Source organism: Actinotalea sp. Marseille-Q4924, from assembly GCF_916618755.1.
Classification (GTDB): domain Bacteria; phylum Actinomycetota; class Actinomycetes; order Actinomycetales; family Cellulomonadaceae; genus Actinotalea.
The window spans coordinates 562,881-576,856 of sequence record NZ_CAKAKB010000001.1; the positions used below are offsets into that span (position 1 = coordinate 562,881).

Below are 13,976 nucleotides of genomic sequence, written 5' to 3' on the forward strand. Positions count from 1 at the left end.
GGGCGACCCTCCACGGCGTGACGTACGAAGCCCCGCTCCCTCCGGAGCGGGGCTTCGTCGTTCTCGTCCCCTCATGCACGAGGCCCCGCTCCGTCTCGGAGCGGGGCCTCGTCGGTCTGGGGACGCGGTGGCGCGGGGGTCAGGAGACCTTGCGGAGCCGCTTCTGCAGGACCGCCGTGCGCTCCTCCTCCGACAGCCCGCCCCACACGCCGTACGGCTCGCGGACGGCGAGCGAGTGCTCACGGCACGCGTCGAGGACGGGGCAGGTCGCGCAGACGGCCTTCGCGGCCTCGGCACGACGACGACGAGCGGAGCCGCGCTCACCCTCGGGGTGGAAGAACAGCGTCGGGTCGGCCTCGCGGCACTTGCCTTCGTACTGCCACTCCCACAGGTCCATCACTGGGCCGGGAAGCCGCGAGATCTCCGTCATGTTGTCCTCCGTGTTCAAGGCCGGCGGTGATCGGTGCGATCAACCGCGAACTGATGCCCAACCTAGAACCGCGTCACAAGTTGGTCAACCCCCTCGTTCAAACTTCTTCGAATCAGATGTGCCCGGGTGTTCGCCGCCACGGCGGCTGAAGCGCTCGACGAGTGCCGCCGAAGCGCGGACGCGCGCGGCTCCCGGGGTGCTGCTGAGCCCCGCGCAGCGTGTGCGGTGGCGCATCGCTTCGCGAACCGGGCACAATCGAGCCATGGCCAGTTCAGGGTCCGCCCGCGCCGACGCCGGCGGCAGGCGCCCCGATCGAGGGCCGACGCGGCGCACGTCGCCGACCACGCCGAGATCGGGAGCGGACACGGACGTCGCCAGCACAGGCCCCTCGCTCACCGTCGCCGCGGTGGCCCGTCGACTCGGCGTCGCCCCGGCGACCCTGCGCACCTGGGACCGCCGGTACGGGCTCGGCCCGTCGGAGCACCTGGCCGGCGCCCACCGGCGGTACTCCTCCGAGGACGTCGCACGTCTGCTCGTGATGCGCCGGCTCACCCTCGAGGGCGTCGCACCGGCGGAGGCCGCCCGCGCCGCCCTGTCGGCCGACCCGTCGCAGACGCAGGGCGACGTCGTCCATGCGCCCTCGGTGACCGAGGTCGTCGACGCGTACGCCCACGCCACGCCCATGGCGCCCGACCCGCCGGCGCTCGTGGCCGCGGCAGGTCACTTCGACAACGCGGCGGTGCGCTGGATGCTGTCGCGGGTGCAACCGCGCGACGCACTGGCGTGGTGGACGGACCTCGTCGACCCCGCGCTGCGGACCCTCGTGGGCAGGGTGACGCTGGAAGGGCCGGGCGAGCACGCCGCACCGGCACTGGTCGCCGCCGCGTTCGCCGAGCTGCGCAGCAGGGCCGCCGTCTCGGCCGCGCGAGGTGCCGAGGAGGGCGAGGGGAAGGTGGCCGCACCGGCGGTCGTCCTGGCCCTGTCGACCGGTCGGGGCTCGGACCTCCTCGTGCACGTCGTCGCCACGGCGCTGCAGGAGCGGGGCGTGCGGGCACGGGTGCTGTCGTCGACGACGCCGCGCGCGGCCGTGGAGGCCCTCTCCCGGGTGCGTCCGGCCGCCGTCCTCGTCCACGTCGGCGGCGAGGACACGGACCCGGTCCTGGCGGCCGAGGTCGTCCGGGTTCTCGTGGAGACGGACGAGACCATCCCCGTGTTCGTCCAGGGCGACGCGAGCAGCACGCTCGACCTGCCGGTCGCGGCCACCGTGCACCGTGTCCGCACCCTCCCGGGCACCCTGCACGAGGTCGTGGCGACGGTGCGGTGAGGTTCACCCCCGTCCGGCGCTCAGGTCGGGCCGCTCTCCGGCCGATGAAGTCCCCGTACGACGAGCGTCGTGCCGTCGGCGCGGCCGGCGACTGATCGGAAGGAGGGCCGATGGCAGGCGTCATCGTGTGCCACGGCTCCTCGAGCGTGCGCGAGAGGGTCGTCGCGGCTGCCCACGGCATCCCCGCCCTCGCGCCAGCACGGGCGGCAGCCACGGCCGAAGAGCTCCTCGCGCTGGCCCGGCGTGCCGCCCCGGCCCTCGTCCTCCTGGACGCGCACCTGCCCGGCACCGGCCCGATCGAGGCGCTGCGCCGCCTCCGGGTCATCGGCGTCAACCCGGTCGTCATCATGCTCGCCGTGCCCGGCGACGAGATCACCCTGGACCGCGCCATCGCACTGGGGGCGCGTGGCTACCTCGCGCCCGACGTCGACCGCAGCGAGCTCGCCGCCGTCGCGGCGCACAGCCTCTCGGCCTCGGTCGTGCCCCAGCAGGCGGCCCGTCAGGAACGGTCCGACGGCGTACCGGCCCGCCCGGTGGGCCTCGGCACGTCGGCAGGCGTGGCGGCGGGGCCGGGAGCCGGCCCCCCGCGCAACGGCACGCACACCGCGCCGGCACCCACGGGCGCCGGCGACCTGACCAAGCGGGAGCTCGAGGTGCTCTCCGGTATGAGCCACGGGCGGTCCAACGCGCAGATCGGCGCCGACCTCTTCCTGTCCGAGGACACCGTCAAGACCCACGCGCGGCGGCTGTTCCGCAAGCTCGGCGCGTCAGACCGCGCCCAGGCGGTCGCGATCGGCCTGCGCCGGGGCCTCATCCGCTGACCGAGGGCCGGTCGGCGGGCGTCGTCGACCGGTGCAGGTGCGTACTATCGCCGGGTGAACGCGCCCGAGCCCGTCACCACGTCCGCAGCCGCCCTGGAGGACGGCACGGCCACCGCCGGGGACCCCTTCGGCTTCCTCGGCCTCACGTACGACGACGTCCTCCTGCTGCCCGGGGAGAGCGACGTCATCCCGTCGGAGGTCGACACGACGAGCCGGCTGACGAAGGACGTCTCCGTCGCCGTCCCGCTGCTCTCCGCGGCGATGGACACGGTCACCGAGGCGCGGATGGCCATCGCGATGGCGCGGCAAGGCGGCATCGGCGTCCTGCACCGCAACCTGTCGATCGAGGACCAGGCCCAGCAGGTCACCCTGGTGAAGCGGTCCGAGTCCGGCATGGTGACCGACCCGGTCACCATCCGGCCCGACGCGACGCTGGCCGAGCTCGACGCGCTCTGCGGCGAGTACCGGGTCTCCGGCCTGCCGGTCGTCGACGCGGACAGGCGGGTCCTCGGCATCATCACCAACCGCGACCTGCGGTTCGTGCCGCCCGCCGAGTTCTCCGCCCGGCGCGTCGAGGACGTGATGACGCGCATGCCGCTCGTCACGGGGCACGTGGGCATCGCGCGGACCGAGGCCGCCGCCCTGCTGGCCAAGCACAAGGTCGAGAAGCTGCCCCTCGTGGACGACGACGGCCGCCTCGCGGGCCTCATCACGGTCAAGGACTTCGTCAAGACGGAGCAGTACCCCCACGCCACCAAGGACGAGAGCGGGCGCCTGCGCGTGGCGGCCGCCGTCGGCTTCTACGGCGACGCCTGGGAGCGTGCCATGGCGCTCGTCGAGGCGGGCGTGGACGTCCTCGTCGTCGACACGGCCCACGGGCACGCCCAGGCCATGCTCTCGATGATCCACCGGCTCAAGACGGACCCGGCGGCGCGCGGCGTCCAGGTCATCGGCGGCAACGTGGCGACGCGGACCGGCGCCCAGGCGCTCGTCGACGCGGGCGCCGACGCGGTGAAGGTCGGCGTCGGCCCGGGCTCCATCTGCACGACGCGCGTCGTGGCGGGGGTCGGCGTCCCCCAGGTCACGGCCATCCACGAGGCGGCCAAGGCCTGCCGGCCCGCGGGCGTGCCCGTGATCGGCGACGGCGGCCTGCAGTACTCCGGCGACATCGCGAAGGCCCTCGTGGCCGGCGCCGACACCGTGATGCTCGGCTCGCTGCTCGCCGGCTGCGAGGAGAGCCCCGGCGAGCTCGTCTTCGTCAACGGCAAGCAGTTCAAGCACTACCGGGGCATGGGGTCGCTCGGCGCGATGGCGTCCCGCGGACGCGTCTCCTACTCCAAGGACCGCTACTTCCAGGCCGACGTCGCCAGCGACGAGAAGATCGTGCCCGAGGGCATCGAGGGCCAGGTGCCCTACCGCGGTCCGCTGCGGGCGGTGGCGCACCAGCTCGTCGGCGGCCTGCAGCAGTCCATGTTCTACGTCGGGGCACGGACGATCAGCGAGCTGCAGCAGCGCGGCCGTTTCGTCCGGATCACCTCCGCGGGGCTCAAGGAGTCGCACCCGCACGACATCCAGATGACGGTCGAGGCGCCGAACTACTCCGGTCGCTGACGAGCAGGGGGGCGCGCCGCCGCCCATGACACCGTGGCGGGATGGCCTGGCCGCGGAGGGGGACCGGATGAGCAGGATCGACGTGGACGCCGTGCGCTCGCTGGTCGAGCACGTCGCCGCCACCGTCGTCTCGCCGCGCTTCCGTGCGCTGACGTCCGGAGAGGTCCACGCGAAGGGCGCCGACGACGTCGTCACGGTCGTCGACCACGAGGCGGAGGCGCTGCTCACGGAGGGCCTGGCGGCGCTGGCCCCCGGCGTGCCCGTCGTCGGCGAGGAGGCGGTCGCCGCGGACCCGACCGTGCTCGACGCGCTGGTGGGTGCACCGCGGGCGTGGGTCGTGGACCCGCTGGACGGCACGCGCGCCTTCGTCGAGGGCTCCCCGGACCACGCCGTCATGGTGGCGCTCGTCGAGCACGGCGAGGCGGTCGCCGGGTGGATCTGCCTGCCGGCGCACGGTCGCACCTTCGTCGCCGAGCGCGGCTCCGGTGCATGGGTGGGCGGGCACCGGAGATCGCCTCGGGGTCCGCCGGCTCGCGCACCACCCGGTGCCGTCGCCGTCTGGGCGATGGACGCCGCGACCCGACGGCGCGTCGAGGCCGGCTCGCCCGACCTGGGACTCGGCGCCGGAACCGCGCAGCGGCTGTGGTCCGGGTGGGAGTACTCGCAGCTCGCGACCGGCGAGCGCGACTACCTCGGCTACTGGCGGTCCTCGCCGTGGGACCACGCCCCGGGCGCCGTGCTGGTCCGGGAGGCGGGGGGAGTGTCGCGGTTCTTCGACGGCACCGAGTACACCGCGCTGCCGGTCGGGGGCCCCTTGCTGGCCGCCGCGGACGACGCCACCTGGCGCACCGTCCAGGCGGCGCTCGGTGCGGCCGTGCGAGCCTGACCGGGCACCTCTCGGCAGACGGGTGAATTCCCGGTCACCACCACGGCGACGTCGACCACGCAGAACCTGACCCCGGGACGGACCTACCGGTTCACGGTCGTGGCCAGGGACGGCGCCGGCCGTGACCTACCCCTCCGGCACGTGGACGCAGGCGAACCAGACCGGCAGCTACGGGGGTGCCGTGCGGCACGCGAGCGCTCGCGGTGCCGTCAGCCGGGTGACGTTCAGCGGCAGCAGCATCGCCTGGGTCTCCACCCTCGCGAGCAACCGCGGCCAGGCGGAGGTGTGGCTCGACGGCCAACGGGTCGCGACCGTCGACCTGTTCAACTCCGCCACGAGGACACGGCAGGTCGTGTTCAGCCGCAACTCGCTCGACCCGGCGGTGACGCACACACTGGAGGTGCGGGTGCTCGGGACGAAGCTCGGCAAGTCCAAGGGCACCCGCGTGGACGTCGACGCCTTCGTGTCGCTGCCGCCGGCAGGGTGACGAGGGCGTCGGGGCCGGCGGCGCGGTGGCGCCGCCGGCCCGGCCACGCACCGGAGCCGACCGAGCGCGGTCGGCTCCCACGCACGACGCACCTGGGGAGACGATGAGCTCGAGGAAGACCGACACCCGCGACGCCCGACGCGAGGCGCTGGCGCAGGTCCAGGCCGAGCAGGAGCGGGCGGAACGACGACGACGGCGCCTCGTCGTCCTCGTCGTCGCCGCGGTCGTGCTGGCGCTGGCCGTCCCCGCGGCCTTCCTCATCGCGGACGCCCTCCGGCAGCAGGACGAGGTCGCCGACGTCGCGGCGGCGCCGATCGAGGGCGAGGAGCTCGTGGACGTCCCGTCGGCCGGGCACGTCGAGGGCGAGGTCCCCGAGGAGCAGCAGGCACTCGTCGAGACGGACGAGGGCGTGCTCCCGCCGGTCGGCGGGGACCACTCGCCCGTCGTGCAGAACTGCGGGTTCTACGACGTGCCGGTCGCCGACGAGAACGCCGTCCACTCCCTCGAGCACGGCGCGGTGTGGCTCGCGTACCGACCCGACCTCGACGAGTCGCAGGTCGGCACGCTGAGGGAGCTCGCCGCCGCGAACCCGTACCTGCTCGTGAGCCCGTACGAGGGGCTGGCGGCCCCGGTCGTGGCGACGGCGTGGGGCGTCCAGCTCGAGGTCGAGTCGGTCGAGGACGAGCGCGTCGCGCCGTTCCTCGCGCGGTACCTGCAGGGCGAGCAGACGCCGGAGCCCGGCGCGCCGTGCCAGGGCGGCGTCGGCGGCTGAGGGCCACGTCCGCTCACATCGAGCGCCGGCCCCCCACTCGTCAGTCCTCGCCCAGGACGGCTCGAGCGGCCGCGGCGACGTCGACCTGGGCGCGCGCTGCCGCGTCGGGCAGGAGCTGCTGGGCCTCGCCGAGGGAGACCCCCGCGGCGGCAGCCACGACGCCGACGGCCTGCTCCACGAGGTCGAGGTCCCGAGCGGATGCCCCGAGCGCCGTCGGCGGGATGGGCGCCCCGCCCGTGAAGGTCGCCGCGGGCAGGCGGTCAACGAGGTCCCGGACGTCCCGCTGCACCGCGGCGAACGCGTGGGGCTCCGTCGCGAGGAACGTCACCGTGACGCTCGTGCCCTCGGTGGCCGGGGCCGTGACCGAGAACGTCGAGCGGATGTCCCTCGCGGTGGCCGCCGCCGTGAAGACGCCCCACTCGGAGACGGCGTCGTCGTCGAGGGTGTCGGTCACCTCCACGTCCCGCCGCTCCACCGTGCTCGTCACCGCAGGGCCACCCTCGACGTACTGCACGGCGTCGAGCGCCGCGGTCCGGGGGTCGGACGCGGCGGCCGTGAAGGGACTGCCCCCGTCGACCACGGTGACGCTCATGCCCGTGATCGACGGGACGAGGGCCTGGACGCGGGAGCGCAGGTCCTCCACGGCGGTTGCCGTCCCGTGACGCCCGGTCGGGGACTGCCGGGGGAGGGTGGTGGTGTCGCTGCTGGTCACGCAGTGCTCCAGGCCGCTCGTGCCCGGCCGGTCGGGTCGTCCGGTGTGCGGGCCGCGATGCCTCGCACGGCATCACGGGGACGTTCTACCGGCGCTCCACCGCCATCGCGCGCCAGACGCCGCGCCACGGAGGGTGACGTGCGCGACACCGCCGGCATGCGGCCCGATCGTCCGCGTGTCAGGGTGATCGCGACCACGCCCGGCTGTCGACCCCGGAGGGACGCCGCGATGGACGTGCACGAGAACGAGAACGGCTCCCTCGAGACCGACGCGATGAACGGCTACGCGGCCGCGGCCGCGGAGGAGCTCGGGTCCGACACCCACTGCAGCATCACCGTCCTGCGCCGGGGCACGCTCGCCCACGTCGGCAGCAGCGACGACCGGGCCGCCCACTGCGACCAGGTGGAGGTCCGGAGCGGTGAGGGCCCGTGCGTCACGGCCATGGAGCAGCTGGGCGGGATCCTCGTGCCGGACCTCCACCCCGAGACCCGTTGGCCCGCATGGCGCTCCGCGGCCCTGGTGGCCGGCTTCCGGTCGTCCGCGGCGCTGCCCGCGTACGTCGACGAGGGCACGACGGTCGCCCTCAACCTCTACTCCGACGACCTCGACCCGTGGGACCGCGAGCGCCTCGTGGGCATGGACCAGGTCATCTGGCGCCTCGCCGAGGCGGTCCGGACGAGGCTCGGGGCCTGACCGTCAGACCGGCGACGGCACCGGCAGCCGTGCGGGCCAGTGCGGCTCGGCCGGTGTCCCCGAGGAGCCGCGTGCGAGGCGCTCGGCGTTGAAGACGTCCGCCCAGGCCCGGTGCTCCGCGGCCTGCAGCGCGTGGAGCTCGGCGGCGGTCCGGTCCCGCAGGGCGGGATGGAGCTCCACCATCCGTGCGAGCACGTCGAGCGTGGCCAGGACGTCGACGTCGGCGCTGTGCAGGGGCGCGGCGGCCGTGACCCCGTAGCGCTCGCACAGGTCGCCGAGACGGCGCGACCCGGGCCGGTACGGGTCGAGCGTCCGGTCGAGGACGAAGGGGTCCAGGACCGGGGCGGCGGCCCGCCCGAGCCGATCGGGCACGGTGGGCAGGCCGTGCCGCCGCAGCTCCACGTCGAGGAGGGTGAGGTCGAAGGACGCGTTGTAGGCCACCACCGGCTCACCGCGCCGCTGGGCGGCGACCAGGGCCTGCGCGATCTCGTCAAGCGCCACCGGCGCCGGGGCGCCGTGGCGACGTGCGTGCTCCGTCGTGATGCCGTGGATCGCGGTCGCCCCGGTGGGGATCTCGACGCCCGGGTCCAGCAGCCAGGTGCGGACCGTCGTCGCGACCCCGCCCGGACGGGCGACCCGGTGGATCAGCGCGGCGCTGACGATCCGGTCCTCGTCCACGTCGACGCCCGTGGTCTCCGTGTCGAAGCCGACGATCCCCGCGTGGATCCAGCTCATGTCCGTGCACCTCCTTGCACCGCACCCTGCCAGCGGCCACCGACACGACGTCGTCGGCACGCCGGTGCGTCGGAGCGGCGGCGCGGCGCTGCCGGTGCGCGGCCACCGGCCCGCTTCCCGGGAGCCGGTCGCCCGCGTCGCGAGCGGACGGCCCGCCGGTAGCCTGTGCCGGTGAGCAACGAGATCGAGATCGGTCGGGGCAAGCGCGGCCGCCGCGCCTTCTCCTTCGACGACGTCGCCGTGGTGCCGTCGCGCCGCACCCGCGACCCCGAGGAGGTCTCGACCTCCTGGCAGATCGACGCCTACCACTTCGACCTGCCGATCGTCGCGGCCCCGATGGACTCGGTGACGAGCCCCCGGACCGCCGTCGCGTTCGGTCGGCTGGGCGGCCTCGCGGTGCTCGACCTCGAGGGCCTGTGGACGCGGTACGAGGACCCCGAGCCCCTGCTGGACGAGATCGCCGACCTCGAGCCGGACCTCGCCACCGCGCGCATGCAGGAGATCTACGCAGCGCCCATCCGTGCCGACCTCATCTCCGTCCGGCTCAAGGAGGTGCGCGACGCGGGGGTCACCGTCGCGGGCGCCCTCTCGCCGCAGCGCACGCAGCAGTTCTGGCGCACGGTGGTGGACGCGGGCGTGGACCTGTTCGTCATCCGCGGCACGACCGTCTCGGCGGAGCACGTGTCGGGGGTCGCCGAGCCGCTCAACCTCAAGAGGTTCATCTACGAGCTCGACGTCCCCGTAATCGTCGGTGGCGCCTCGACGTACACGGCGGCGCTGCACCTCATGCGCACGGGCGCCGCCGGCGTGCTCGTCGGCTTCGGCGGGGGTGCGGCCCACACGACCCGCACGACGCTCGGCATCCACGCCCCCATGGCCACGGCCGTCGCCGACGTCGCCGCGGCTCGCCGGGACTACCTCGACGAGTCGGGCGGGCGCTACGTGCACGTCATCGCCGACGGTGGCGTGGGCACGTCCGGCGATCTCGTCAAGGCGATCGCCTGCGGCGCCGACGCCGCGATGCTCGGCGCCGCGCTGGCGCGGGCCGCCGAGGCCCCCGGGCAGGGGCTCCACTGGGGCCCGGAGGCCCACCACCCGCAGCTGCCCCGCGGGGAGCGGGTCGAGGTGGGCACCGCGGGCACCCTGGAGGAGATCCTCTTCGGCCCGGGCCGCCAGGCAGACGGCACGCTCAACCTCGTCGGCGCGCTGCGCCGCGCCATGGCGACGACCGGCTACTCCGACCTCAAGGAGTTCCAGCGCGTCGAGGTCGTCGTCTCGCCGTACCAGCCGCGCTGACGACCTGAACCACAGGCCCCGGTGAGCACCGCTCACCGGGGCCTGTGCCGTCGAGCGCCCAGGACCATGGGCCCACCTGGCGTGCAGACGGCTGTGGCAGGGCGCGCCGGCTCGGCACTCCGATGTGGGATTCGGTGGGGCGCGCGTTGACACCGGGCACAAAGCCAACTAGACAAAGACAAAGCAACATCCGAACGGGCTCGACCGGGCCTCTTTCAGGGAGATGACGTGTACGCGACGGAGCGGCAGCAGCAGATCCTGGAGCTCGCGCGCCGTGACGGGCGCGTCGAGGTCAAGGACCTCGCCGAGTCCTTCGACGTCACCACCGAGACGGTCCGTCGCGACCTGACGCTGCTGGAGCGGCGCGGCATCCTGCGCCGCACCCACGGCGGTGCCATCCCGGTCGAGCGCCTGGGCTTCGAGCCGGCGGTCGCCGACCGGGAGGGGCGCATGGCCGGCCAGAAGGAGCGCATCGCCAAGGCGGCGCTCGACGAGGTGCCGGACGGCGGCGCCATCCTGCTGGACGCGGGCACCACGACGGTCCGCCTGGCCGAGATGCTGCCCACGGACCGGGAGCTGACGGTCGTGACGCACGCCCTGACGGTGGCGACCGTGCTGGCCACCCGGCCCAACGTCACGCTCCACCTCCTCGGCGGCACCGTCCGTGGCCGGACCCTCGCCGCCGTCGGCGCGTGGACCGAGCAGGCCCTGCGCGACATCTACGCGGACGTCGCGTTCGTCGGCACCAACGGGCTCACCGTCGAGCACGGGCTCACGACGCCCGACCTCGCGGAGGCCGCCGTGAAGCGGGCGATCGTGCACGCCGCGCGCCGGGTCGTCGTCCTGGCGGACCACACCAAGTTCGGCCGGTCGGACCTCGCGCACGTCGCACCGCTGGCCGACGTCGACACCGTCATCACCGACCTCGACCTCGAGCCCGAGCTGGCCGACGAGGTCGAGGCCGCCGGCCCGAGGGTGGTCCGCGCATGATCGTCACCGTCACGCTCAACCCGAGCCTGGACCGCACGATGGACGTGGCCGTCCTGCGCGCCGGTCAGGTCAACCGGGCCCTCAGCACGCACCTGCACCCGGGTGGCAAGGGGGTCAACGTCACGCGGGCCCTGCTCGCGAACGGCGTCCCGAGCCGGACCGTCCTGCCCGTCGCCGGGCCGGAGGGCGACCAGCTCGTCCAGCTGCTCACCGCCGAGGGCGTCGCCGCCGTGGTCGTGCCGGTCTCCGGGCGCACCCGCTCCAACGTCACGATCGCCGACCGCGACGGCACCGTCACCAAGGTCAACGAGCCGGGGACGCCCCTGGCGCCGGCCGACCTCGAGGAGGTGCTCGACCGCGCGCTGACCGAGGCGCCGGCCGGGTCCTGGCTCGTCCTGTGCGGCAGCCTGCCGCCGGGCACGCCGGCGGACCAGTACGCCACCATGACGCGGCGGGCGACGGCGCACGGCGTCCGCGTCGCCGTCGACACGAGCGGCGAGGCGCTGCGGCGGGCCGTCGACGCCGCACCCGACCTCGTCAAGCCGAACGCCGAGGAGCTCGCCGAGGCGGTCGGGCGGCCGCTGCGGTCCCGTGCCGAGGTCGTGGAGGCGGCGCACGAGCTGCGTCGCCGCGGCGTGCGGCGGGTCCTCGTCAGCCTGGGCGGCGCGGGCGCACTCCTCGTCGACGACGACGGCGTGACGCTCGGCGAGTCCGTGGCCGTCGCGCCGCGCAGCACCGTCGGGGCAGGCGACGCGTTCCTCGCGGGCTTCCTCGCGGCGGAGGAGAGCACGACCGCGCCGGCGGGCCCGGAGCGGTCCGCGGCGTCGCTGCGCCAGGCGCTCGCGTGGGGTGCCGCAGCCGTCCAGCTCCCCGGCAGCCAGATGCCGGGTCCCGGCGACATCGACCTCGCGTCGGCCAGCCTCCTGCGGGGGCCGTCGGTCGGCGCCCGCCTCGTCGAGCCGCTCGTCGGCACCGGCTGACCCCCGCGGGCGCGTCCCGCCCCGCATCCAGAACCCCGGCCGACGCAGCCGGACGGCTCCACCGGCACGGCAGCACGACACGGCACCAGCACCACCCAGCACACCCACAACCAGCACGAGAACCAGCACCGAGAACATCCCCCACCCCCAGGACACGACCGCGGCGAGGCGCCGAGGGATGGGTCGCAGGACACCACTGGCACGAAGGAGTTCCAGATGAGCGAGTACACGCCCACCGTCACCGGGACGGGGGCCAAGGCCACGGTCCAACGCTTCGGCGGCTACATGGCCGGCATGGTGATGCCCAACATCGGCGCGTTCATCGCGTGGGGCCTCATCACGGCCATCTTCATCGAGGTCGGCTGGTTCCCGGTGGGGCAGATCGGCGGGTTCGGGGAGAACGCCGCCGGCGAGCCCTGGACCGGCCTGGTCGGGCCGATGATCACCTATCTGCTGCCCCTGCTCATCGGCTACACCGGTGGTCGCATGGTGCACGGGCAGCGCGGCGGCGTCGTCGCCGCGATCGCGACGGTCGGCGTCATCGTCGGCACCGGCTCGCCGATGTTCCTCGGCGCCATGGCCATGGGCCCGCTGGCCGCGTGGATCATCAAGAAGATCGACGCCGCGGTCCAGCACCGCACCAAGCCCGGCTTCGAGATGCTCGTCGACAACTTCACCGCGGGCATCGTGGGCGCCGTGATGGCGATCGCCGGCCTGCTCGCGATCGGCCCGGTCGTCGACACGATCATGGGCTGGGCCGAGCGCGGTGTCGGCTTCCTCGTCGAGAACAGCCTGCTCCCGCTCGCGGCGCTCATCATCGAGCCCGGCAAGGTGCTGTTCCTCAACAACGCGATCAACCACGGCGTGCTGACGCCGCTCGGCGCAGCCGACTCCGCCGACACCGGCAAGTCGATCCTGTTCATGCTCGAGACGAACCCGGGCCCGGGCCTCGGCATCCTCATCGCCTTCATGCTCTTCGGGCCGCGCCTGCTGCGCCCGTCGGTCCCCGCCGCCATCGTCATCCACTTCTTCGGCGGCATCCACGAGATCTACTTCCCGTACATCCTCATGAAGCCGCAGCTCATCGCCGCGGCCATCGCGGGCGGTGCGGCGGGCATCCTCACCAACATCCTCACCGGCGCCGGCCTCGTCGCCTCGCCCGCCCCCGGATCGATCTTCGCCTACATGGCGATGACGCCGCGCGGTGGTCACCTCGCCGTGCTCCTGAGCATCGCCATCGCCGCCGCCACCAGCTTCGTGGTCGCAGCCCTGCTCATGGGCCTCGGCCGCAAGGAGAAGGCGGAGGCCCAGGCCACCGACGACGGCGCCGCGTCGCAGCTCGACGCCGCGCGCACCGAGGTGGCCGACCGCAAGGCCGCCGCCAAGGCCACCGCCGTCCACCGCGAGGGCACCGCCCCCGCTGCCGGCGCCACGGCCTGAGCCCGTACGGACCACCGGAGGAGACCCTCATGACCACCATCGACGGAACCGCCGTCAAGAAGCTCGTCGTCGCCTGCGACGCCGGGATGGGCAGCAGCGTGATGCTCGCCTCGACGGTCCGCAAGCAGCTCGCCAAGAGCGGCGTGACGGTCGAGCACACGTCCGTGCAGGAGATCCCCGGTGACGCGGACGTCGTCCTCACGCACGCCGGCCTCGCCGACCGTGCGCGGGGCGTCGTCCCCGACGTACCGGTCGTCGCGTTCAACCTCTTCCTGGGCGACCCGGCCGTCACCAAGGTCGTCACGGCCATCCAGCAGGGGACGACGGTCGATGTCTGAGGTCGACGTGGCCGCCCTGCTCCCCACCGGCGCGATCCGGCTGGCGGAGCAGGCGGCCGACCGCACGGCGGCGGTCCGGCTCTGCGGGCAGGCGCTCGTGGAGTCGGGCGCCGTCGGACCGGACTACGTGGACGCGATGCTCGAGCGCGAGGCGTCGATCTCCACCTACGTCGGCGAGGGCGTCGCCATCCCCCACGCCACCCTCGCCGGCAAGGAGGCCGTGCTGCGCGACGGCCTCTGCTTCGTGCGGTTCCCCGAGGGCGTCGACTGGGACGGGTTCCCCGTCACCGTCTGCATCGGGATCGCCGCGAAGGGCGACGGCCACGTGGCCCTGCTCGCCGAGCTCGCCCAGGTGCTGCTCGACCCCGAGCGCGCCGAGGCCCTGCGCACCGCCGAGGACACCGAGACGGTCCTGCGGATGCTGACCCCCGCCCAGGACGACTGAGCTCCCGGGCCGACAG

16 protein-coding genes are annotated in these 13,976 nt (G+C 74.3%); 13 read left to right on the forward strand and 3 right to left on the reverse strand.

The genetic code is table 11. The annotated features are described in order from the left end of the window. Window positions 1–139 precede the first annotated feature (139 nt). Window positions 140–430 carry a WhiB family transcriptional regulator gene (locus tag LG379_RS02735; protein ID WP_225753039.1) on the reverse strand — a complete coding sequence of 97 codons (291 nt, stop codon included), beginning with the start codon at window positions 428–430 and terminating at the stop codon, window positions 140–142. A gap of 406 nt (window positions 431–836) precedes the next feature. On the opposite strand from LG379_RS02735, the gene LG379_RS02740 reads away from it, so the two are divergent. From LG379_RS02740 to LG379_RS02765, 6 genes are all read left to right on the forward strand, one after another. Next, window positions 837–1,754: a MerR family transcriptional regulator gene (locus LG379_RS02740; RefSeq protein WP_255632879.1), complete on the forward strand. Its 918-nt coding sequence runs from the start codon at window positions 837–839 to the stop codon at window positions 1,752–1,754. A 110-nt stretch (window positions 1,755–1,864) separates the two neighbouring features. Then, entirely contained in the window at window positions 1,865–2,575 is a 711-nt protein-coding gene (locus LG379_RS02745; protein WP_225753041.1) for a response regulator transcription factor, read from the forward strand. 93 nt (window positions 2,576–2,668) lie between these two features. Then, complete coding sequence (gene guaB, locus LG379_RS02750) at window positions 2,669–4,186, forward strand: IMP dehydrogenase (RefSeq protein WP_225753345.1); 1,518 nt, start codon at window positions 2,669–2,671, stop codon at window positions 4,184–4,186. A gap of 67 nt (window positions 4,187–4,253) precedes the next feature. Continuing rightward, on the forward strand, window positions 4,254–5,072 hold the full coding sequence (locus LG379_RS02755; RefSeq protein WP_225753042.1) for an inositol monophosphatase: 819 nt from the start codon (window positions 4,254–4,256) through the stop codon (window positions 5,070–5,072). 121 nt (window positions 5,073–5,193) lie between these two features. Then, entirely contained in the window at window positions 5,194–5,559 is a 366-nt protein-coding gene (locus tag LG379_RS02760; RefSeq protein WP_225753043.1) for a hypothetical protein, read from the forward strand. Between the two features lie 103 nt (window positions 5,560–5,662). After that, window positions 5,663–6,331 carry a DUF3105 domain-containing protein gene (locus LG379_RS02765; RefSeq protein WP_225753044.1) on the forward strand — a complete coding sequence of 223 codons (669 nt, stop codon included), beginning with the start codon at window positions 5,663–5,665 and terminating at the stop codon, window positions 6,329–6,331. 40 nt (window positions 6,332–6,371) lie between these two features. Here the strand turns inward: LG379_RS02765 and LG379_RS02770 are convergent, their stop codons facing one another. After that, window positions 6,372–7,043, reverse strand: coding sequence for a hypothetical protein (locus LG379_RS02770; protein WP_225753045.1), 672 nt, complete (start codon window positions 7,041–7,043; stop codon window positions 6,372–6,374). Between the two features lie 228 nt (window positions 7,044–7,271). Between LG379_RS02770 and LG379_RS02775 the strand changes: the two genes are divergently transcribed. Next, window positions 7,272–7,736 carry a GAF domain-containing protein gene (locus tag LG379_RS02775; RefSeq protein WP_225753046.1) on the forward strand — a complete coding sequence of 155 codons (465 nt, stop codon included), beginning with the start codon at window positions 7,272–7,274 and terminating at the stop codon, window positions 7,734–7,736. 3 nt (window positions 7,737–7,739) lie between these two features. Here the strand turns inward: LG379_RS02775 and LG379_RS02780 are convergent, their stop codons facing one another. Next, a complete protein-coding gene (locus tag LG379_RS02780) occupies window positions 7,740–8,471 on the reverse strand; it encodes an exonuclease domain-containing protein (protein WP_225753047.1) in 732 nt (243 codons plus the stop codon). Window positions 8,472–8,642: 171 nt separating this feature from the next. Here LG379_RS02780 and LG379_RS02785 point away from each other — a divergent pair, with 171 nt between their 5' ends. The 6 genes from LG379_RS02785 (at window position 8,643) to LG379_RS02810 (ending at window position 13,960) form a co-directional block, all read left to right on the forward strand. Continuing rightward, on the forward strand, window positions 8,643–9,767 hold the full coding sequence (locus LG379_RS02785; protein WP_225753048.1) for a GuaB3 family IMP dehydrogenase-related protein: 1,125 nt from the start codon (window positions 8,643–8,645) through the stop codon (window positions 9,765–9,767). A gap of 228 nt (window positions 9,768–9,995) precedes the next feature. Next, entirely contained in the window at window positions 9,996–10,757 is a 762-nt protein-coding gene (locus LG379_RS02790) for a DeoR/GlpR family DNA-binding transcription regulator (RefSeq protein ID WP_225753049.1), read from the forward strand. Further along, the gene (pfkB, locus tag LG379_RS02795; protein ID WP_225753050.1) at window positions 10,754–11,737 is read left to right on the forward strand and encodes a 1-phosphofructokinase; all 984 of its coding nucleotides are present in this window, start codon (window positions 10,754–10,756) and stop codon (window positions 11,735–11,737) included. The genes LG379_RS02790 and pfkB overlap by 4 nt, the downstream gene beginning before the upstream one ends. A 216-nt stretch (window positions 11,738–11,953) precedes the next feature. Beyond that, window positions 11,954–13,177, forward strand: coding sequence for a PTS mannitol transporter subunit IICB (locus LG379_RS02800; RefSeq protein ID WP_225753051.1), 1,224 nt, complete (start codon window positions 11,954–11,956; stop codon window positions 13,175–13,177). A 29-nt stretch (window positions 13,178–13,206) separates the two neighbouring features. Then, window positions 13,207–13,515, forward strand: coding sequence for a PTS lactose transporter subunit IIB (locus tag LG379_RS02805; RefSeq protein ID WP_225753052.1), 309 nt, complete (start codon window positions 13,207–13,209; stop codon window positions 13,513–13,515). Next, window positions 13,508–13,960 (forward strand): PTS sugar transporter subunit IIA, encoded by a 453-nt coding sequence (locus LG379_RS02810; protein WP_225753053.1) that lies wholly within the window; start codon window positions 13,508–13,510, stop codon window positions 13,958–13,960. The genes LG379_RS02805 and LG379_RS02810 overlap by 8 nt, the downstream gene beginning before the upstream one ends. The last annotated feature ends 16 nt before the right edge of the window (window positions 13,961–13,976 follow it).